Raw genomic sequence first — 20,315 nt, 5'->3', positions numbered from 1 at the left:
AAGCCGCAGACTTGCCCCCGTACATAGTCTGTTGTATCATTTTCGCGGATGGGCGTCCCACGCCTATCTGCATACAGTATCACAATTCATGATAGAATGGAGTGGAACTCTATGGCGACCTATCTCACAGGCGACACGCATGGGAATTTTCTCCGCATGGACGCCTTTTGCCGCACAATGGAAACAAGAAAATCCGATACTATGATTATCCTCGGTGACGCGGGCTTCAATTATTACCTGAATGACCGCGACGCCCGTGCAAAAGAGTATGCCAGCGCCCTTCCGGTCAAATTCTTCTGTATCCACGGCAACCATGAGGCCAGACCCCAGCGCATCCCATCCTATATCGAAGGGGAATACTGCGGCGGGAAAATTCTCTATGAGGAAGCATTTCCGAACATTCTCTTTGCTGTTGACGGCGAGGTTTACAATTTCGATGGGTACAAGTGCATCGTGATCGGGGGCGCGTACAGTGTGGATAAGCACTACCGGCTGGCGCACGGGTGGCATTGGTGGCCGGATGAACAGCCAGACGAGGAGATCAAAGCCGCGGTTGAAGCGCGGCTTGCCGCCTTACACTGGAACATCGACATTGTTTTGAGCCACACCTGCCCCCGCAAATATGAGCCGACCGAAGTATTTCTCTCCGGCCTTGACCAAAGCTCCGTAGACAAGAATACCGAGGACTGGCTGGATGGCATAGAGGACCGCCTGGACTACAAAAAATGGTACTGCGGCCACTACCACACCCGGAAACAGATCGACAAAATGCAATTCATGTTCGAGGACTTTGACACGATGTTTATTCGTCTATGAACACGATGGTCTATTATCTTACCTTTCCTGGCCACGGAAAGCATTCGCGATTGACAAGCATTCGGCGTACCGATACAATAAAGAAAAACAAAGCGGAAAGGACGGGGGAAAGATGGGCCGACAGGATATGATGGCGCAGGCTGGCGGCGATACCGGCCTGCCAGCTGACAGGAGTTACCTGGAGTGCGGCCTGCCTGACTTCCTGCGGGAGTCCATCGCCCAGATGCAGGCGGCCTGGGACCAGCTGGACCGGGGCGAGAAAGATCTGCGCTGGGACTGCGACTACTGCAATTTGCAGACGGACATCAACAACGCGGAGGTCAACCAGGTCATCAGTTCGGAGCAGGCGTGGTATCTCCGGGAGAGGTATCTGCGGATGGAGCTAGAGTAAGGACCTGCGCCTATCAGTGAAGCCGGTTACCAGATGATTTGACATGGAGGGGCTGTTATGAGCGATTAGTTGATGAACCAATCCCGGTCAGACCGTCAAGAGGCGATTTGCGAAGCCCCGAAAATGACCGATCAGGGCGGCCAGAGCGGAACGGAAGGTGCGAGTGTAAATCTCTCATGGGGCGAATAGCGGGGCGTTATAACGATTGCACAGCCGGGGGGCGTTCCAACACTCCCGGCTGTTGATTTCCCTTGTAATCGCATGAAAATTGTGATATAATTTAGATAATCGAGATAATGTCGATAATATACCTTTTAGGAGGTGACGCATCCATGCGGTACGAGGAAAGTGCTGTGCTGGAATTAAAGGAACAGGTCAACGCGGATTTCAAAAAAGAGATCATCGCCTTTGCCAATACGGACGGCGGCGAGATATTTGTCGGCGTTGCGAGGGACGGCAGCATCACGGGCGTAGAAAACGCCGAGGCGGAGATGGAGCGGATCGGCAACATGATCCGGGATGGCATCAAGCCGGACCTGACCGCCTACACCGCTATTGAAAAGGTCATGGAGGGGGGCAAGGCGTTGATCCATGTCACGGTGTCCCGCGGCTTGAAGCGGCCTTACCACCTGATCGACAGGGGGCTGAAACCGTCAGGCGTTTTTGTACGGCATGGAGTTTCCTCCGTCCCGGCCACGGATGAGGCCATCCGCGAGATGATAAGGGACAGTGATGGGACGGCCTTTGACAAAATGCGCTCCATCAACCAGGAGTTGACCTTTCAGTACGCCCAGGACTTTTTTTCCAAATCCAGGGTGGAGTTTGATGAAGTCCACAAGCATACGCTGGGACTGATCGACGGGGACGGCTACTATACCAACACCGCCCTGTTACTCTCAGACCAATGCGGCCACATCATTCGCTGCGCCGTCTACGAGGGAACCGGAAAGAGTAAGTTCAAGACACGCAAGGAGTTCTCCGGCTCTATTCTGAAGCAGGTGGATGATACCTATGAGTTTTTGCAGTTGAACAACGGCCTGCACTCCACCTTTGAGGGGCTGCGGCGGATCGACAATCTGGACTACCCGGAGGCGGCGTTGAGAGAGGCGCTGCTGAACGCCGTTGTCCATCGGGACTATGATTATTCCGGCAGTATCATTATCAACATCTACGATGACCGCATGGAATTTATCTCCCTGGGCGGGCTGGTCAAGGGACTGACACTCCAGGACATTCAAGGTGGTGCCTCCCAGCCCCGGAACATGGTGATTGCCAATATCTTCTACCGTCTGGACCTGATCGAAAGCTATGGGACCGGGATACAGAAGATTATGGAAAGCTACGCTTCCTGTGCGGATCAGCCGGTGTTTAGTCCCGCGCCCGCGTCCTTTGTTGTGACCCTGCCCAACCGCAACCGCGCCCATACCGTTGTTTTTGACGCCACGCAGACATATGAGGAAAACATCTTAAATCTGCTTCAAAATCGGGATCATGTGACCCGTAAGGAAGTGGAGCAGTTTTTGGGATGCTCCGCCTTTCCCGCGACAAACGCACTCAATTCGTTAATCCGGGAGGGGAAGATTGTCAAAACGGGGACGGCGCGGGGAACACGCTATATCTTAGCTGATCAATATATCAAATAAGCTGGCGGAGCAACGGGGCATCGTTGCTCCGCTCTTTACATAGCTGGGAGGTTTTCATTTGGAGATCTCCCGGCTATCACTATTTTACAAGGAGTGATACAGCATGACCAACGAAGAAATGATGCGCCAACTTTATGAACGGATGGCAGCCGAACAGCAGAAGTATAAGGCATGGCTTCTGGAGCAGCCCCCCAATGTGATCCTGGACAATGCCTGCAAATTCACCGTCCGGGAGGACATTGTGATGGAGATGGAGGTACTGGAACTGACAGATGCCCAGGCCGCGGCCCTGCTGCGGTCCCGGACCCCGCTGGCGGATGTTTACCGGGCGTGGGAGCGGGCGGAAACTCACCACATGGACGATGTGCGGGATGTGATCGAGGCCCGCGCAGATACCGTTATACGGGCTGAAAAGGAAAAGGGCCAGCGGGAGGAACGGTAGGATGGGCTATGTCACCCCGGAGCAGATCGCCCAGGCTAAGGAATGGGACCTGCTGACCTATCTCCAGCGGTATGACCCGCACCAACTCGTCCATGTGGGCGGAAGCACCTACTGCACCCGTGAGCATGACAGCTTGAAGATCAGCAACGGAAAATGGAACTGGTTCTCCCGCAAAATCGGCGGGAAAACGGCCCTGGACTATCTCATTAAGGTCCAGGGCTTTTCTTTTACTCAGGCGGTGGAAGCCCTGACGGGGCCGAACCTCTCTCCCCCGCCTCCGGCGGTCCAGGCCGGGCTGAAGGAGCAGGGACCCCGGAAGCTGGTCCTCCCCCAAGCCAGCCGGTGCGCTACCCATGTTGTCAGCTATCTTCATGGGCGGGGCATCGACTACGATGTGATCGACTACTGCATCCAGACCGGGCGCTTGTATGAGAGCCTGCCCTATCACAACGCCGTGTTTGTGGGCCGGGACCGGCAGGGGCAGCCCCGCTACGCCGCCCTGCGGGGCACCGTGGGGGACTTCAAGGGCGAGGCCACAGGCAGCGACAAGAGGTATTCCTTTGCCATCGTGGAGGACCCCACCGAGCCCAGCGTCCACCTGTTTGAGTCGGCCATTGACCTGTTGAGCTACGCCACCCTGCTGAAGATAAAGGGCCGGGACTGGCGGAAGGAGGCCATGCTCTCGCTGGCCGGCGTATTCAAGCAGAAGAAAGAGATCGTTATACCGCTTGCTCTCAGCCAGTACCTTCAGGACCACCCCGGAGTTCACACGCTCTGCCTCCACTTGGACAATGACGAGGTGGGCCGGGATGCGGCGGCAGGCATCATGGCTGGCCTGGGGAACAGATACGAGGTATTGGACAGGCCGCCACCCAGCGGAAAGGATGTAAACGATCTGCTGCTCCAGCGGAGGTTGGGGCAGGTAAAGAGGAAGGAGGAATGGAGCCGGTGAAAGACTATCAGGGCATGAAGATCATCGGGATAGACAATGGCTACGGCAACATCAAGACTGCAAACTGCTGTTTTCCCGCGGGACTAACCGCCCATGACGCAGAGCCGGTATTCAAAGACGATCTGCTGGTCTATGACGGACGCTACTACCTGATTGGGACAGGCCACAAGGAGTTTAAGGCGGACAAGACCGGGGACGATGACTACTATATCCTCACCCTGGCCGCTATCGCCCGTGAGCTGAATGTATATGGCCTGGCAGACGCCACGGTATATCTTGCAGTGGGATTGCCCCTCACCTGGGTAAGCCGACAACGGGAGGATTTCAAAGCCTACCTCATGCGGAACCGGGAACTGGCCTTTACCTTCCGGGGAAAAGCCTACCGGGTGGAGATCGCCGGGGTGGATGTGTTTCCCCAGGGCTTTGCGGCGGTGGCTGGCCAGATCAGGGACTTCCAGGGCGTGAATATGCTCTGTGACATTGGCAACGGCACCATGAACATCATGTTTATCAACGACCGCAAGCCTGTTGTGGACCGGATGTTTACTGAGAAGTATGGCACCCATCAATGTATGCTGGCCGTCCGGGAGAATGTCATGCGGACCCACCATGCTACGGTGGACGAGTCGATCATCAACCGGGTGCTGCGGTTCGGTACGGCGGACATTCGGGAGGACTATCTGACCACCATCCGGGAAACCGCCGCGGAGTATGTGGGCGAGATCTTCCGCATCCTGCGGGAGCGTGAGTACAACCCGGCGCTTATGCGGCTCCATGTGCTGGGCGGCGGGAGCTGCCTGGTCCGAAACTTCGGAGTGTATGAGGCGGAACGAGTGACCATCTATGAGGACATCTGCGTCACCGCCAAGGGCTATGAGTACCTGTGCGAAATGGCGCTTCGTAAAGGGGGTATTGTCCGTGCAGATTAAGCGGATGTCCCTCCGCTTTGACCTTGATAACCCGGAGGACCGGCAGGCATGGGAGTATCTGCGGAGCCTGAACACAGCCTCCATGAACAGAACTGTGCTGTCCATCATCAATCAGGCAGAGCAGTCCGCCCGCATCAGCGGCATGGTACGCAGTATTATCCGCGAAGAACTTTGCGCCGTCCTGCGGCAGCTCCCTGTTCAGCCGGTAGAGGAAGAAAGCGCCAGTAAGGACGGGATGGACGATACGATCATGGATTTCCTAAAATCTTTTGGATGACGCCAAAATTGATGTCACTTTCCCTTCAAAATTCCCTGTGACATTAAAATTGGCGTCACATTTTTGAAGCTCCAGCCGTTTATGGCGTCATTTTTGGCGTCACATCCCGGAAAAGGAGGTGTTTCCCATACAGGGTAAACCATCTCGGAACAGACAGCCTCGCAAACCCGCCCACTGCGTTTCTCCAGCGGAGTGGGCGTGGCTTGCCCGTACCAACCGCCAGCTTGCCCATGACGAGTATATGCAGGCCAGGCGGGAGTTTTGGCTTGCGGCCCGCCCATCCATGAAAAGATAAAATAGTCGGGCGCCAAGCCCATCTAAATCATAATTAGGAAGTGATAAATCTATAAGCGAAAAGGCCCTTTATGAAGTCAGTACGGCCTATCAAGCCATGCGAAGCTAAAACAATGGCGTTTAAGCGGCATTTACTGACTGCTTTAATGGCCTTCCTGCTCGTCCAACCAATCTTCCAAAAGGTGTTCCTTTTTTAGATATTGCTGAACAAGAAGAGGAAAGTCATCATCAAGCTGGGAGATAAGATAGGTGCGTATCTCATAATCAAGAGACTTCTTATCCATGGCATCGTTGCCTAAAGTGACTCCTATCAAAAATTCACGCGCCCCATATTCACCAACAGAAAAAAACAACTCTAAAAAGTAGTACGCATCTTTTTTTCGCGCATCTGGATTCCTGCTGCACTCTGCATAAAAGTAAATGCGATCTTCAAATTCCTCGGAGTACAGCGAAAAATGAGTGGAGTAAAACTCTTCGTCTATAATGTTGAGATTAATCGGCTCTTTCATCTTATACACTCCTGATTGCTTTTATTTTGCAATTTGGGCGCGGAATCATTCATTGTACTATCCTCAATTATAAGCAAGTTCTACAATAAAACAAGGGGGGATATTCCATGTAATGACCAAGCCCGCCCGCTCTCCCGCGCCGCAGGCGCGGAGGATGGAGGTATTGTCTTAGCAAGCAACGAATTTGCTGGGGCAAATTCCGCTTGACAGGGGCTTGCCGCCCCTATGACCCCGCAAAATGGCCGCCAACTGAATAGACATCAGTTGACGGCCATTACCGTGTGCTATCATTCAGTTGTCCCGCCGGTAGTGCGGCTCCGGCGTGTAGTGGTCCCGGTGGTATTTATCTGTTCGCTGGGCTTCGGACTCCACATCTGCCGTCAGTTCGTAGTCCACAGGATTGGTGCAAACAGCATCCAGCAGTATCCGTTCCAAATGCTCATATTCGGAAAATTGGTCCAGTGAGGCCATGACAAAAGCGTCCCGCACATAACCGGCACTCTCCGCTAAAAGCTCCTGGTCCATGTGGTAGCCATAATGCTCCACAAAAAAGGTCAGCAGCATCACCACCGTCCGGGTGTTCCCTTCACGGAACGGATGTATCTGCCAGATCTTCGCAAAGCACCGAACGACAGCCGATACAAACGCTTCTCTGGGCATCGCCGCCCAATCCTGACGCTGAATATCCTGAAAGGCCGCAACCAGATCATCCGCAATGGCGTCATCGTTGCTGTACCACACGCTGCGGCCCGCAAGCAGCTTTTCCCGCTTTGCGATATTGATGATCCGGTACTCGCCTGCCCACTGGTAAATGTCCCCGAACAGAAAACGGTGAATGTTCCGCAGGCCCTCCGGCGTGAAGTCGTGAAAGCCCTGTTCATAGAGCAACATCATGTTTGCGCGGGACTGTTCCGCTTCGATCAGGTCCAGCGTCTTTTCATCCCTGATGTCCAGCGTATTCCGCAGGATAGGAGTATCTTCGTAGCAATACGGATCAACCACGGTCCCGCACCTGTGCGGCCAGCTTTGCGTGGGAGGCCAGAAGCGCCGCCTTCATCTGCGCGCCGCTGATCTCCCCTCTTGCCCAACTGCTGGAAAGCACTTGGGCATACCGGGAAACTGGCATACCCTCAATGGCGTTGATGGCATCAGCCGTTTTGACCGCCGCTATTCTGCGCTTATATTGTACTGCCGTCATATCGACCACCTCAACACTCAGTATATCATACAGCCGCAAAAATGAAAAGATACGCAAACCTGTAAATTTCAATCTAACAAATTCAAGGAGAATGTTATGAGAAACCGAAATCATCGTGTGGAGATTTACTTTACCAAGAACGAATTGGAAACGCTGACGAAAAAGGTCCGTAGGTCCGGCCTGTCCCGCGAGGGCTTCTGCCGCCGTGTCCTGAACGGCACGGAGGTGAAGGAGGCCCCGCCCGCCGACGTGCCTGTGCTGATTCGGGAGGTGCGCCGTGTGGGGAACACCCTCAATCAGATCATGAAGCGGGCCAACGCCCTCGGCCTGATGGATGTGCCCCAGCTCCGCAAGGCCCTGGACGAGAACCGGGTGGTTGAGAAACTGATCGTGGACGCCTACACCACCTCCTCAGACTGATATGGCCGTGACCGCCATCTGGCCCATCAAGGGCCGTGTGGACAAGGTGATCGACTACGTCCGGAACCCGGAAAAGACCACTGAGGCCGGCTTGCCGGAGCTGGCGTCCCTCCATGCCGTTGACGATGTGGTGGAGTACGCCGCCGACGAGATGAAAACGGAGCGCCGGTCCTATGTGTCCTGCCTGAACTGCCGGGAGGACACCGCAGCCGCACAGTTCATGGAGACAAAGCGGCTGTGGGGCAAGCCGGGGGGGCGGGTGTGCTACCACGGCTATCAGTCTTTCAAAGCGGATGAGATCACGGCGGCGACGGCCCATGAGATTGGCGTCAGGCTGGCGGAGGAGCTGTGGGGCGGGCGTTTTGAAGTTGTAGTGGCCACCCACTGCAACACCGGCCATTATCACAATCACTTTGTCATCAATTCCGTGTCCTGGGCTGATGGGAAAAAGTTCTACAATTCCCCCGCCGACTACGCCCGGATGCGGGAGGTATCGGACCGGCTGTGCCGGGAGTACGCCATCTCTGTGATCGAGAACCCAAGCAGGCAGACAAAGAATTATGCCGAATGGCAGGCCGAGCGTGATGGAAAACCCACCTACCGGGGCGCTATCCGGGCCGACATCGACCGGGCCATCCGTGCCTCTACCACGGAACGGGACTTTCTGCGGGTGCTGGGCGAAATGGGCTATCAGGTCAAGACCCACGGGAAGGATGGCAAGCCCCTGAAATATCCCGCCCTGAAGCCCCCGGACGCAAAGGGCTATTTCCGTTTCCACAAGCTGGGCGAGGGCTACACCCTGGAGGAGATTAGGGGACGCATCCTGCGCAATATCCACAAGCAGGCCCCCTTCCCAGAGACCGTGCATTGCCTGCCCCGGCGTTACCGGACGCGGGGAAAGCCCCGGCCAAAAGTCACCGGCCTGCGGGCGCTGTATTTCCGTTACTGCTATGAACTCCACATCATTGTTAAGCGACCGGCATCCGTCAAGCGGGTGTCTTTTTTATTGCGGGAGGACATCGCTAAGCTGGACCGGCTGGACGCGGAAACCCGCTTTTTGGGCAAACACCGCATCGACACGGCTGCGGAACTGACCGCCCACCGGGAGGCGGTCATGGCGAAGGCGGAGGCCCTGACTGCCCAGCGGCAGGAACTCCGAAAGGACCTGCGCAGGCTCACCAAACATAGCGATCCTGCGGTCATTGATGGGGTGAAACAGAATATCAGCTCCCTGTCCGGCCAAATCCGGGCGGCGCGAAAGGAGGTGGTCTTATGTGACGGCATTGTCCAGCGTTCCGGGCAGGTCAGGGAGAACCTGGGGCGGCTGGTAAGTCAAAAAGAAATTGAGCGAAAGGAGCAGTCAAGAAATGAGCTATTCAGGCGACGCGGCGGAGCAAGTCGTGAGGATGTCGCTGGAAACAGGTGAGGTAGCGGTCCGGCTGGCCGGCTCCGGGGCCAAACAGCTTGCCATTTTGCTGTATGCCATCCTGCGTGAGCAGAAAAAAACGGCAGGCAAAGCCCGGTTGACCAATATGCTCCGCAGCGGCAAGGAGTTGAAGGTGTTTGCCGTGAAGGACAGCGACCTTCAGCTCTTTTGCCGGGAGGCGAAGAAGTACGGCGTCCTCTACTGTGTGCTGAAGGACCGGGATGCCACGGACGGGCTGACCGACATCATGGCGAGAGCGGAGGACGCCAGCAAGATCAACCGCATCATTGAGCGGTTCGGCCTTGCCACCGTGGATATGGCACAGGTCAAACAGGAGATCGAGCAGAGCCGGGCGGAACGGCGAGAGGACGCCCCGGAAGCGCCCACGGCGGAGCCAGCAGCCGGGGCGGGCAGTCCCCAGGAATCAATGACCGAACAGGAAATGGACGGTCTGCTGGACGCCATGCTTGCACCGGCCTCGGAAAATGGGCCGACCATACCGGAGCGCGTTGAGCCAGAACAGGACCTGGATGAGTTTTTGAAAGCGGCACGGGGCGCGGCTCCTGCCAGAGAGGAGGGCGGGGCCGAAAACCCCACCGGGGGCCGGACCGAGAAATCCCGTCTGTCCGAGCCTACCTCAAAGCCCAAAGAGGCCGCCGCGCCGGGTATTTCTGATCCGCTGGAGCCTTCCCGTCCCTCCGTCCGTCAGACGTTGAAGGAGATCAAGGAGGAGCAGAAACAGCGGGCGGAGGAGAAAGCCAGAGAGAACGCCGGGCGGCAGAGGCTGCCCCAGCACAAAGCGCCGCCCAAAAAGAAAATCAAAAAGCAAAAGGAGCGATAAATTATGCCGAACTTTGATGATCTGTTTACTGACCAGCCTGCCCAGCAGGGGGAGAAACCCTTTGACAAGGCGGCATGGGCGGCGAGAAAGCAGGCGGAACGTGAGGGTGTCTACGCTATGATTGACAACTATGTGCAGAACATGAGTAAAGAGGGCGGGCTGTTCCAGGCTTACCTGGATGTGCAGGCCCGATTTGACCTCTACTCTGTGAGCAACGCCATCCTGATCGCGGCCCAATGCCCAGAGGCCACTAAACTGGCTGACTTCGACAGTTGGAAGGCCAGCGGTGTGTATGTCAGGCGGGGGGAGGATGCCATCACCATTATGGAACCGGGCAAGGAGTACCAACGGGACGATGGTAGCGTGGGCGTATCCTACAATGTGAAGAAGGTCTTTGATATTTCCCAGACCAGGGTCGCCCAGCGCCCCGCCCCCGCTGTGGTCCGGGATGAACGGCTGCTGCTGAAAGCCCTGATGAACAACGCCCCCTGCCGGTTCGCTATCTCCAACGAACTGCCGGAGGGCGTCAATGTGGCCTATCATCCCCAGGAGCATACCGTCTATATCCGCCAGGGGTTGGACGCCCCCACCATCTTCCGGGGGCTGGCTCAGGAACTTGCCCGCGCCCACATGGACCGGGATGAGATCACCTGCGAAAGCCCCGATTTCACGGCGTACAGCGTGTCTTATATGCTGTGCAGGAGAAATGGTGTGCCGGTAGAGGGCTTTTCCTTTGAATGCCTGCCGGAGAGCTATGCCGGGATGGACGCCAGGGCGCTCCGGGCCGAGGTGGGCATCATGCGGGATGTTGCGGGCAGTATTACAGCCGATATGAACCGGCTTTTTGCCGCCCAGGAAAAGGCACAGAAGAACCGAGATGACGAGGCGAGATGAGGGGGGCGCTCTATGCATGATGAGAAGCGTGTGGTCACGCTGAATGACTACGAACAGAGGCTTATGGTGCGCGGCCTGACTGACTTCCGCAACGACGCACTTCGGGATGGCAAGTCCACCGAGGATGTGGACGATCTCATTCTCAAAGTCATAGATGCACCCCCAAAACGGGAAAAACGGAGGGCTGACCGTGAGGCAAGATAAGTTCTCCAAAGCCCACCTGACCCTCTACGCCTGCGGCGTCATTCCTGTGGTTTGGCTGGCCCTGCTGCTGGCCCCCTATATGGGCGGCGGACTGGCGGGGCTGGTGCGGTACGGCGGGGCGGCGCTGGACCATCCGTTTCACATTATATGGTGTGAGGACAGTTTGAAAACTGTCCTCATTTTTATGCTCTGCTATGGGCTGGGGATCGGAGTCTACCTCTCCACTGACCGCAACTACCGCAGGCGGGAGGAACACGGCTCCGCCAAGTGGGGTGATCCCAAAGCAATCAACAGAAAATATTCCGATAAGGAGCCGAGTGCGAACAAAATTCTCACACAGAATGTCGCCATTGGACTGGATGGCCGCAAACACCGGCGCAATCTGAATGTCCTGGTGGTAGGCGGCAGCGGCGCGGGCAAGACTAGGTTCTACGCCAAGCCCAACATTATGAACGCCAACACCAGCCTGATCGTGCTGGACTGCAAGGGTGAGATCCTGCGCGACACCGGGGGCCTGCTCGAAGCAAGCGGCTACAACATCAAGGTATTGGACCTCATCAACATGGAGAAAAGCCACTGCTACAACCCTTTTGACTATCTTCGGAACGACAACGACATCCAGCGAATGGTGACCAACCTGTTCAAGAACACCACGCCCAAAGGCGCGCAGTCACAGGACCCCTTCTGGGATCAGGCGGCGCAGATGCTCTTGCTGGCGCTGGTGTTCTACCTCCACTACGAGGCCCCAGAGGAGGAACAGAACTTCCCCATGGTGATGGAGATGATCCGGGCCGGCGAGGTTCGGGAGGACGACGACGCCTACCGATCCCCGCTGGATGAACTCTTTGACCGCCTGGAAATGCAGGACCCGGAGCACATTGCCCTGAAATACTACCGTAATTACCGCTCCGGCAGCGGCAAGACCCTGAAATCCATCCAAATCACACTGGTGTCTCGGCTGGAGAAGTTCAATCTGGAATCGCTGGCCGGCATGACGCAGACAGACGAGATGGAATTGTGGAGTTTGGGTGAGAAAAAGACGGCCATTTTTGCCGTGATCCCCGACAATGACTCCAGTTTTAACTTTATTGTGGGGATGCTCTATACCCAACTGTTCCAACAGCTCTACTATCAGGCGGATGTGGTACACGGCGGCAGGCTGCCTGTCCATGTGCATTTCGTTATGGACGAGTTTGCGAATGTTGCCTTGCCTGATGAATTCGACAAGTTGCTTGCCACCATGCGGAGCCGAGAGATCTCCGTGAGCATCATCATCCAGAACCTCGCTCAGCTCAAGGCCCTTTTTGAAAAACAGTGGGAGAGCATTGTGGGAAACTGTGATGAATTTCTCTATTTGGGCGGCAACGAGCAGTCCACCCACGAGTATGTGTCCAAACTGCTGGGCAAGGAGACCATTGACACGAACACCTATGGCCAGTCCAAAGGGCGGAGCGGCAGCTACTCCACCAACTGGCAGCTCACGGGCCGAGAACTGCTCATGCCGGATGAAGTGCGTATGCTGGATAACCAGTACGCGCTTCTTTTTGTCCGCGGGGAGCGGCCCGTGCGGGACCTCAAGTATGACATCCTCAAGCATCCCAATATCAAACTCACCACAGACGGCGGGGCGGAACCATACCGGCACGGTGAGGATACCCACAGCATCGTGTCTATCCGCTTTGACAAGGAGCTATTGAAGCAGGCAGTGGAAAAGGATGGTCAGGACGCGCCGAAACATCGCTTTATTCTTCTCACCGAGGAAGAACTGGAGCAGAAATTTATTGAACTGGAGGAACAAGAAAATGCTGAACAACAAAAAGGAAAATAAGCGGCTCCCCATGCCCGCTAAGGTAAAACAGGGCTTCCGCTGCTACTGCACGCTGGTAATGGCCGCGGCCCTGCTGGGCTGCTGCTCCATGACGGCCTTTGCCGCCGATGACCCCCTGGAGGTGGTCAACAATTTGTCGGAGTTCATTTTCGGTTTGATCCGGGCGGTGGGCCTGATCCTGCTGGGCTGGGGCATCGTTCAGGTGGGCCTCTCCCTCCAGAGCCACGACCCGTCCCAGCGGTCCAACGGCTTCCTCACCCTTGCGGGCGGCATTGTCATAACCTTTGCAAAGGAAATTTTGACCCTTATCACCGGCTGATGATGCAAAGTTATCCGAACACACGGGGCAGGCCCCAAAAGCCTGCCCCTGAAGGAGGTGCTTTGCGTGTCGGATAATTGGGTCGTGCAAAACCTGGAAAATGCGCTGGAGGTCTGGAACGGCAAGTTGAGCGAGATCTGGCAGCTTATCACCCAATCCCCCCAGGACTTCAAGGGCGGCGCGATTTGGGCCGTGATAGAGGACATCCATGGCGCGCTTCAGGCCATCGGCTACGCCCTGCTGGTGTTGTTCTTTGTGGTGGGCGTGGTCAAGACCTGCGGCAGCTTTGTGGAGGTCAAAAAGCCGGAACACGCGTTGAAGCTGTTTGTCCGCTTCGCTCTGGCAAAGGCCCTGATTACCTATGGCATGGAGCTGATGCTGGCCCTGCTGGACATCATCCAGGGCGTGGTGTCCTCCATTATGAACGCGGCGGGTTTCGGTGCGCCATCGCCCACTGTTTTACCCGCGGAGATCGTGACAGCCGTTGAGGATTGCGGCTTTTTTGAGAGCATCCCCCTATGGGCGGTGACGCTGATCGGCGGGCTCCTTATTTGGGTCCTGTCTTTTGTAATGATCCTGAGCGTCTACGGGCGCTTTTTTAAGATGTATAGTGCGCCCGGAAGTGCTGTGGCATAAACCAAAACAGCACACGGGCAAGTGGGAATTCCGCCGGTGGCATGGCGGTAGGAAAAGGTAATCCAGAAAGGCAGGTGAAAAAAAGCCTATCATCAGCCAGCTTATCCGTAGGGGAAACCCGACGGGGAGTGTAGCATGCTGGCAACGTCGCAAGTTGGGAAGCTATCTAACCACGACTGCGCGGCAAGATGAAACGATGTGAACGAGGAACAAAGCTAAACTGCTTGAAGGGCAGTCCGAGGCGGCATACTGGAGCCGACGGTGTAGGATAGCTGAACTCGCCGTATGTCATGGCAAATGGTGACATGTAGACACGATTTGCGAGATACCCATGACAGCCAGCCGCAATCAGCGGAAAAGGACGAAAACCCACTCCGACATCACATCATGCCATTCCCATTTGTCTAACCGGGGATTGCCTAAATCGGAACGCCAAATAAAGGCTATGGCCGCAGGGCCTGAATATCCGACAGGGCAACGGAGCCGCCATAGTAGTCCGAGCAAGGGAAAGCCTTGTACATGGCGAAGGGCGGCAGGGTATCCACCAATTCATAAAAGGAAAGGTGTGTGAGACACCATGAGAAGTCCCCAAAATGTATTGGGAAGTCTTAGCTCCAAGGCATGCAACAGCAATTATCAATATCAGCGGCTCTATCGCAATCTGTACAATCCCGACTTTTATCTGCTGGCATATCAGCGAATTCAAGCGAAGCAAGGTAACATGACCGCCGGAACAGACGGCAAGACTGTGGACGGAATGGGCACGAAGCGTATCAACGCGCTGATTGCCAGATTGAAAAATTATAGTTACCAACCCGCCCCGGCCCGCCGGACTTATATCCCCAAAGCCAATGGGAAGAAGCGTCCCCCCGGTATTCCATCTTTTGACGATAAACTGGTGCAGGAAGTGGTTCGTATGATTCTGGAAAGTATCTACGAGCCTACATTCCTAAACACATCCCACGGCTTCCGTCCAAAGCGGAGCTGCCACACGGCGCTCCAATATGTGCAGAAGAATTTTACTGGGGTCAAGTGGTTTGTCGAGGGCGACATAAAAGGATGCTTTGACCATGTTGACCACCACGTTTTGGTCAATATTCTGCGCAGGCGCATCCAGGATGAGCATTTCATAGGGCTTATCTGGAAGTTTCTGAAAGCAGGCTACATGGAGGATTGGGTCTACCACAATACCTACTCCGGCACACCGCAAGGCTCCATCATCAGCCCACTTCTTGCAAACATCTACCTTAATGAGTTGGATATGTTCGTGGCACAGTATGCCGAAACGTTCCGACAAGGAGAAAAACGGCGTATCAATCCGGCGTATAAAAAGCCGCTGGATCAACGCCGGGGCAAACAGGAATGGCTGAAACGGAATGAAAGTAAAATCACCCAGGAGCAAAAGGCGGCAGTCATGGAGCAAATCAAAGCCATAGACCAATATCTGCGAGAAACACCGTATGGCGACCCGATGGACGACACCTATAAACGGCTGGTTTATGTCCGGTACGCGGACGATTTTCTAATTGGCGTGATTGGGAGCAAGGACGACGCACGGCAAGTAAAAGCCGACGTAGGGACGTTTATTCAAGAGCAGCTTCATTTGGAGTTGTCGCAAGAAAAGACGCTTATCACGCACGGAAACGACTTCGCGCACTTCCTCAGCTTCGACATCACCACCAGCACGGAGCAGAACAGCACACGCACCAAGGGGGGCTATACCAAACGCTCCTACACCGGGCGCGTCAAGCTCTATGTTCCAAAGGAGAAATGGGTAAAGCGTCTGTTAGCCTACGGCGCGTTGAAAATACACTATGATAAGGCCAATGGCAACAAGGAAATCTGGGAGCCAGTCCGCAGGCCCGGCCTTTTACGGCTGGATGACCTGGAAATCCTCAACCAATACAACGCAGAAGTCAGAGGATTGTACAACTATTATCGCATTGCTCACAATGCAACCGTGTTAAACAGCTTTCTCTATGTGATGAAATTCAGCATGTATAAGACCTTCGCCGGAAAATATCGGGTAAGCATGCGGAAAATTATCCGGAAGTATACGAGGGACAAGGAATTTGTAGTAGTCTATCAAGGCAAAACCGGTGAAAAATCGGTGGCATTTTACCACCAGGGCATGCGGCGTGATACCCACATAGATGCCCGTGACCCAGACCTTATCGGACGCGCCAATGAAAACAGGAACTATACCAGCCTTGTTCAGCGGTTGCAAAACGGTCAATGTGAGTGGTGCGGAGCGACAGACGTGGAAATTGAAATTCACCACGTCCGAAAGCTGAAAGACCTATCCGGCAAAGTGGAATGGGAACGCCACATGATTGCGCGCAAACGCAAAACGCTGGCGCTCTGCCACGACTGCCATGTCAAACTGCATGCCGGAAAACTAGATTGATACCTGGAAAGCCGGATACATCGAGAGGTGTAAGTCCGGTTTGGAGGGGGGCGTTTGGAAACCTGCCGCCGAAATGCGGTAAGGCGCCGGGCGCCTACCCTACTGTATGCTGCGCTGGCCCCTATCCCCCTGTCTACTTTTGCCGGGGAACCCAGCCAGAATGTGGGCAAGAGCTTTCTCAAAAGTTATGCCGCCGTCTGTCTGGAGGGAGCCGTCATCGTGCTGGCCTGTATCATCTTCTCCGTGTTCGCCAGTTCCCCGCCTGTTGTTGACCCGGACGCTGCGGCGGCCTCGATGGTGTGGAGCTACATTGGCGAAATTACCTTTAATATGCTTATTTTGGTGGGCAGCGTCAAGATGTCCGACCATGTGGTACGGGAAATGATGGGCTTATAAGAGGCGAGTATGAAACGGTTTTATGTATTCAAGGACGGGACCCAGCAAGGGAGTACCGCCACGAGAGAGCTGGCGGTTGACCTGATCCGTCAATATCAGGAATTGGAAACTCACCCCATCCTGCGCTCGGAGTTCAGCATCATTGAGGGAGAGGAGGAATTTATCCCCTATCCCTCCCGCCAGAAACCGCCCAGGCAGAAACGGGGCATGGAGCGATAAGGAGGATCGACCATGAGTTTTGAAGATGAATATCGTAAATTGATGGAAAAGCCCATTGAGGAGATCAAAGAAGATATTTTCTTTCGCATGGACAATTTTCGGTATGAACCGTGGTATGGTGAATTTGAATTGTTTCTGGTAGCGGGCATCTGTCAGCCCCCGGAGGAACACGTCCCGCAGGTACGCAAAGCCCTCAAGGTGATGGGCTATGATACCCACACCGTTAGCAGAGATGGCGGAACCTATATCCTCCCCGGCGAGGCCCGGCAAGCCGCACGGGAACTGAAAAAGCACGATGACCGGGAGCGATAACCGCCAGCGGGAAAGGAGCAGATCATGCGCCGGTTTTATCTATTCAAAGACGGGGTACAGAAGGGAAGCATGGAAACACGGGAGGAAGCGTTAGAGATGATCCGCCTGTGGCAGAGCCGCGAAACCCACCCCTTTCTGCGTCCGCAGTTCAGTATCATTGAGGGAGAGGAAGAAGTGATCCCCTATCCCTCCCACCAGAAACCGCCCAGGCAGAAGCTGGGCATGGAGCGATAAAGGAGGAGATTTTTTGGAAGTCAAAATCAACCGTGAAATACGCAACTACACGGAGAGTATGTTTTTCGGGCTGTCTCTGCGGCAGCTCATTTTTTCTGCCCTGGCGGTGGCCGTGGCCGTAGGGCTGTACTTTCTGCTGAAACCCTATGTCGGCACGGAAACCGTGTCCTGGGTATGCGTCTTGGGCGCGGCCCCCTTCGCCGCCCTGGGCTTTTTCACCTACCACGGCATGGCGGCGGAGCAATTCATCTGGGCGTGGCTGCGCTCGGAGGTGCTGGAACCCAGAGAGCTGCACTTTGAAGCGTCCACCCTCTACTACGATCTCTTGAAGCCCAGCATAGACAAGCGGGAAAAGGAGGAATACAAGCACCATGATTAGAAGTATCAAGACCATCATGCGTCAGGACCGAGAGCCATACCGCGTCCCCCGCAGGGTGCAGGATGTGATCCCCATTCAATGTGTCTGGCCGGACGGCATTTTTAAGGTAGGCGTCAAGTTCTCCAAGACCTACCGCTTCACCGACATCAATTACAAGGTGGCCGGTCAGGAGGATAAAGAAACCATGTTTCGGACCTACTCGGAGCTGCTGAACAGTCTGGATTGCGCCGCCACCACTAAACTCACCATCTGCAACCGCCGTCAGAGCCAGGCGGACTTTGAGCAGTCCATCCTCATGCCCATGCGGGAGGACAGACTGGACAAGTACCGCAGGGAGTACAATCAAATGCTCATGGACAAGGCGACCGGGGCCAACGGCATCACTCAGGAGAAGTATATCACCATCACGGTCTACAAGCGGGATATTGAGGACGCCCGCGCCTACTTCACTCGCATCGGAGCCGATTTGACCGCCCGCTTCGCCGCCCTCGGCTCCAAGTGCGTGGAGCTGGACGCCACGGACCGGCTTCGTATTCTCCACGACTTCTACCGGGCCGGGGACGAGGGCTGTTTTCACTTCGACATGGCGGATATGGCCCGGAAGGGCCACGACTTCAAGGACTACATCTGCCCGGACGGAATCGAGAAGCACAGCGACTATTTGAAGCTGGGCGACCGCTATTGCCGGGTGCTGTTCCTGAAGGACTACGCCAACTATATCCAGGACGAGATTGTGACGAACCTGACCGACCTGGACCGCAATATGATGTTGTCCATCGACATCCTCAATGTGCCCACGGACGAGGCTGTGCGGGAGGTGGAGAACCGTCTGCTGGGGGTAGAGACGAATATCACGAACTGGCAGCGCCGGCAAAATCAGAACAACAACTTCTCCGCCATTGTCCCCTACGATATGGAATTACAGCGTAGGGAGAGCAAGGAGTTTTTGGCCGACCTGACCACCCGCGACCAGCGGATGATGCAGGCCGTTCTGACCCTGGTCATCACCGCCGACAACAAACAGCAGCTTGATACCGACACAGAGAAGATACGCTCCCTGTCCGGGCGGTGCCAGCTGGCGGTGTTGAAATACCAGCAGATCGACGGTCTTAACACGGTCCTGCCCATCGGCACCCGGAAGATCAACGCCTTCCGTACCCTGACCACCGAGAGTCTGGCCGTGTTCATGCCCTTCAAGGTGCAGGAAATCATGGACCGGGGCGGCATCTACTTCGGGGAGAACGCCATTTCCCACAACCTTATCATGTGCAACAAGGCCAATCTGCTCAATCAGTCCTCCTTCCGGCTGGGCGTTCCCGGCTCCGGCAAGTCGTTCAGTGTGAAAGAGGAAATTGTGTTCCTCATTCTCAATACGGATGATGACATTCTCATAGCAGACCCGGAGGGCGAGTACGCCCCTCTCATTGAAGCTATGGACGGTCTGGGCGCTGTGATTCGGGTGGCCGCTGGTGGGAAAGACCGGCTCAACGCCATGTATATGGTGGATGGCTACGGCGAAAACAACCCCATTGTGGTGAAGTCGCAGTTCATCATGTCCCTGGTGGAGCGCATCGACCCCAAGGGCGTGGGGGCCAAGCAGAAGTCCATCATTGACCGATGCACGGGGGACTTGTATGAAGAAGCGGAGCAGAATAGTACAGTTCCCACCCTCGCTGCTCTCCGTGAAAAGTTGATGGAACAGCCGGAGGCGGAAGCGAGGGAGATCGCCCTGGCGCTGGAGCTGTTCACCACCGGCTCCCTGGACATCTTTGGCCACGACAACACCGTGGATCTGGACAAGCGGGTGGTGGTGTTCGACATCCACGGCCTGGGCGAACAGTTGAAGCCCATCGGCCACCTGGTCATCACCGACACCATGCTCAACCGCGTCACCTTAAACTGGAAGAAGGGCAGGCGCACCCATGTCTTTATTGACGAGTTCCATGTGATGTTTGAGAACGAGTTTTCCGCTGCCTTTTTCAACTCCGCGTGGCGGCAGTTCCGCAAGCGCAACGCCTATCCCACCGCCATCACCCAAAATGTGGAGTATCTTCTGGACTCCGTACAGGCCAGCACCATGCTTAGTAACTCTGAGTTCATCGTCATGCTCAATCAGGCGGCGGGCGACCGGGAGAAGCTGGCCCATCTGCTGAATATCTCCGAGGAGCAGATGAGCTATATCACCAATGCGGACGCCGGGTGCGGCCTGATCAAATACGGTTCTGCCCTGGTGCCTTTCGTCAACCGTTTTCCGCACAACACGGAGCTATACCGCTTGATGACCACCAAGCCCGGTGAGGGCCGCTTTTCCGGGGGGCGGGCTTGATGCCCGCCCTCTTCTTATGGATA

The 20,315-nt window shown here is 55.5% G+C and carries 22 protein-coding genes and 3 pseudogenes; 22 read left to right on the top strand and 3 right to left on the bottom strand.

What is annotated here, in order from left to right:
- Positions 1-111: 111 nt before the first annotated feature.
- The 7 genes and pseudogenes from NE584_RS10990 (at position 112) to NE584_RS10960 (ending at position 5,450) form a co-directional block, all read left to right on the top strand.
- Positions 112-816 carry a metallophosphoesterase gene (locus tag NE584_RS10990; RefSeq protein WP_256182812.1) on the top strand — a complete coding sequence of 235 codons (705 nt, stop codon included), beginning with the start codon at positions 112-114 and terminating at the stop codon, positions 814-816.
- A gap of 112 nt (positions 817-928) precedes the next feature.
- Entirely contained in the window at positions 929-1,207 is a 279-nt protein-coding gene (locus NE584_RS10985; protein WP_256182811.1) for a hypothetical protein, read from the top strand.
- Between the two features lie 332 nt (positions 1,208-1,539).
- Positions 1,540-2,850, top strand: a complete 1,311-nt coding sequence (locus NE584_RS10980; protein WP_256182810.1) for an ATP-binding protein — start codon at positions 1,540-1,542, stop codon at positions 2,848-2,850.
- 103 nt (positions 2,851-2,953) lie between these two features.
- A pseudogene (locus NE584_RS10975) lies at positions 2,954-3,268 on the top strand (DUF3848 domain-containing protein); the annotation flags it as partial.
- Positions 3,269-3,293: 25 nt separating this feature from the next.
- Positions 3,294-4,244, top strand: coding sequence for a DUF3991 and TOPRIM domain-containing protein (locus NE584_RS10970; RefSeq protein WP_256182809.1), 951 nt, complete (start codon positions 3,294-3,296; stop codon positions 4,242-4,244).
- Complete coding sequence (locus NE584_RS10965) at positions 4,232-5,173, top strand: ParM/StbA family protein (RefSeq protein WP_256182808.1); 942 nt, start codon at positions 4,232-4,234, stop codon at positions 5,171-5,173. The genes NE584_RS10970 and NE584_RS10965 overlap by 13 nt, the downstream gene beginning before the upstream one ends.
- Complete coding sequence (locus NE584_RS10960) at positions 5,163-5,450, top strand: hypothetical protein (RefSeq protein WP_256182807.1); 288 nt, start codon at positions 5,163-5,165, stop codon at positions 5,448-5,450. Before NE584_RS10965 ends, NE584_RS10960 begins: the two co-directional genes overlap by 11 nt.
- Before the next feature lie 437 nt (positions 5,451-5,887).
- On the opposite strand, the gene NE584_RS10955 is transcribed toward NE584_RS10960, so the two are convergent.
- The 3 genes from NE584_RS10955 to NE584_RS10945 all read right to left on the bottom strand — a co-directional run bounded on the left by NE584_RS10955 (position 5,888) and on the right by NE584_RS10945 (position 7,451).
- A complete protein-coding gene (locus NE584_RS10955; protein WP_256182806.1) occupies positions 5,888-6,253 on the bottom strand; it encodes a hypothetical protein in 366 nt (121 codons plus the stop codon).
- A gap of 291 nt (positions 6,254-6,544) precedes the next feature.
- On the bottom strand, positions 6,545-7,255 hold the full coding sequence (locus NE584_RS10950; protein ID WP_256182805.1) for a Fic family protein: 711 nt from the start codon (positions 7,253-7,255) through the stop codon (positions 6,545-6,547).
- On the bottom strand, positions 7,248-7,451 hold the full coding sequence (locus NE584_RS10945; RefSeq protein WP_256182804.1) for an antitoxin VbhA family protein: 204 nt from the start codon (positions 7,449-7,451) through the stop codon (positions 7,248-7,250). Before NE584_RS10945 ends, NE584_RS10950 begins: the two co-directional genes overlap by 8 nt.
- A gap of 96 nt (positions 7,452-7,547) precedes the next feature.
- On the opposite strand from NE584_RS10945, the gene NE584_RS10940 reads away from it, so the two are divergent.
- From NE584_RS10940 to NE584_RS10870, 15 genes and pseudogenes are all read left to right on the top strand, one after another.
- Positions 7,548-7,871: a hypothetical protein gene (locus tag NE584_RS10940; protein WP_256182803.1), complete on the top strand. Its 324-nt coding sequence runs from the start codon at positions 7,548-7,550 to the stop codon at positions 7,869-7,871.
- A 1-nt stretch (position 7,872) separates the two neighbouring features.
- Entirely contained in the window at positions 7,873-9,297 is a 1,425-nt protein-coding gene (locus NE584_RS10935) for a relaxase/mobilization nuclease domain-containing protein (RefSeq protein ID WP_256182802.1), read from the top strand.
- Positions 9,239-10,138, top strand: coding sequence for a PcfB family protein (locus tag NE584_RS10930; RefSeq protein WP_256182801.1), 900 nt, complete (start codon positions 9,239-9,241; stop codon positions 10,136-10,138). The genes NE584_RS10935 and NE584_RS10930 overlap by 59 nt, the downstream gene beginning before the upstream one ends.
- Before the next feature lie 3 nt (positions 10,139-10,141).
- Positions 10,142-11,032: a hypothetical protein gene (locus NE584_RS10925; RefSeq protein WP_256182800.1), complete on the top strand. Its 891-nt coding sequence runs from the start codon at positions 10,142-10,144 to the stop codon at positions 11,030-11,032.
- A 12-nt stretch (positions 11,033-11,044) separates the two neighbouring features.
- Positions 11,045-11,236, top strand: a complete 192-nt coding sequence (locus NE584_RS10920) for a hypothetical protein (RefSeq protein ID WP_256182799.1) — start codon at positions 11,045-11,047, stop codon at positions 11,234-11,236.
- Positions 11,223-13,064, top strand: a complete 1,842-nt coding sequence (locus tag NE584_RS10915) for a VirD4-like conjugal transfer protein, CD1115 family (RefSeq protein WP_256182798.1) — start codon at positions 11,223-11,225, stop codon at positions 13,062-13,064. Before NE584_RS10920 ends, NE584_RS10915 begins: the two co-directional genes overlap by 14 nt.
- Positions 13,039-13,383: a glutamyl-tRNA amidotransferase gene (locus NE584_RS10910; RefSeq protein WP_256182797.1), complete on the top strand. Its 345-nt coding sequence runs from the start codon at positions 13,039-13,041 to the stop codon at positions 13,381-13,383. Before NE584_RS10915 ends, NE584_RS10910 begins: the two co-directional genes overlap by 26 nt.
- Before the next feature lie 66 nt (positions 13,384-13,449).
- Positions 13,450-13,992 (top strand): annotated as a pseudogene (locus NE584_RS10905) (hypothetical protein); the annotation flags it as partial.
- A gap of 604 nt (positions 13,993-14,596) precedes the next feature.
- The gene (locus tag NE584_RS10900; RefSeq protein ID WP_256182796.1) at positions 14,597-16,426 is read left to right on the top strand and encodes a reverse transcriptase/maturase family protein; all 1,830 of its coding nucleotides are present in this window, start codon (positions 14,597-14,599) and stop codon (positions 16,424-16,426) included.
- A gap of 102 nt (positions 16,427-16,528) precedes the next feature.
- A pseudogene (locus tag NE584_RS10895) lies at positions 16,529-16,822 on the top strand (hypothetical protein); the annotation flags it as partial.
- 9 nt (positions 16,823-16,831) lie between these two features.
- Positions 16,832-17,041 carry a hypothetical protein gene (locus NE584_RS10890; protein ID WP_256182795.1) on the top strand — a complete coding sequence of 70 codons (210 nt, stop codon included), beginning with the start codon at positions 16,832-16,834 and terminating at the stop codon, positions 17,039-17,041.
- Between the two features lie 12 nt (positions 17,042-17,053).
- Positions 17,054-17,353, top strand: coding sequence for a hypothetical protein (locus NE584_RS10885; RefSeq protein WP_256182794.1), 300 nt, complete (start codon positions 17,054-17,056; stop codon positions 17,351-17,353).
- A gap of 69 nt (positions 17,354-17,422) precedes the next feature.
- A complete protein-coding gene (locus NE584_RS10880) occupies positions 17,423-17,587 on the top strand; it encodes a hypothetical protein (protein ID WP_256182793.1) in 165 nt (54 codons plus the stop codon).
- Between the two features lie 13 nt (positions 17,588-17,600).
- Positions 17,601-17,966, top strand: coding sequence for a PrgI family protein (locus NE584_RS10875; RefSeq protein WP_256182792.1), 366 nt, complete (start codon positions 17,601-17,603; stop codon positions 17,964-17,966).
- Positions 17,959-20,292, top strand: a complete 2,334-nt coding sequence (locus NE584_RS10870; protein ID WP_256182791.1) for a VirB4-like conjugal transfer ATPase, CD1110 family — start codon at positions 17,959-17,961, stop codon at positions 20,290-20,292. Before NE584_RS10875 ends, NE584_RS10870 begins: the two co-directional genes overlap by 8 nt.
- Positions 20,293-20,315: the final 23 nt, after the last annotated feature.

Origin of the sequence: Clostridium sp. DFI.5.61, assembly GCF_024462915.1 — a bacterium.
Classification (GTDB): Bacteria; Bacillota; Clostridia; order Oscillospirales; family Oscillospiraceae; genus Lawsonibacter; species Lawsonibacter asaccharolyticus.
Note: the sequence above shows the minus strand (reverse complement) of the source record. Positions and strands in the feature narration are given on the sequence as shown.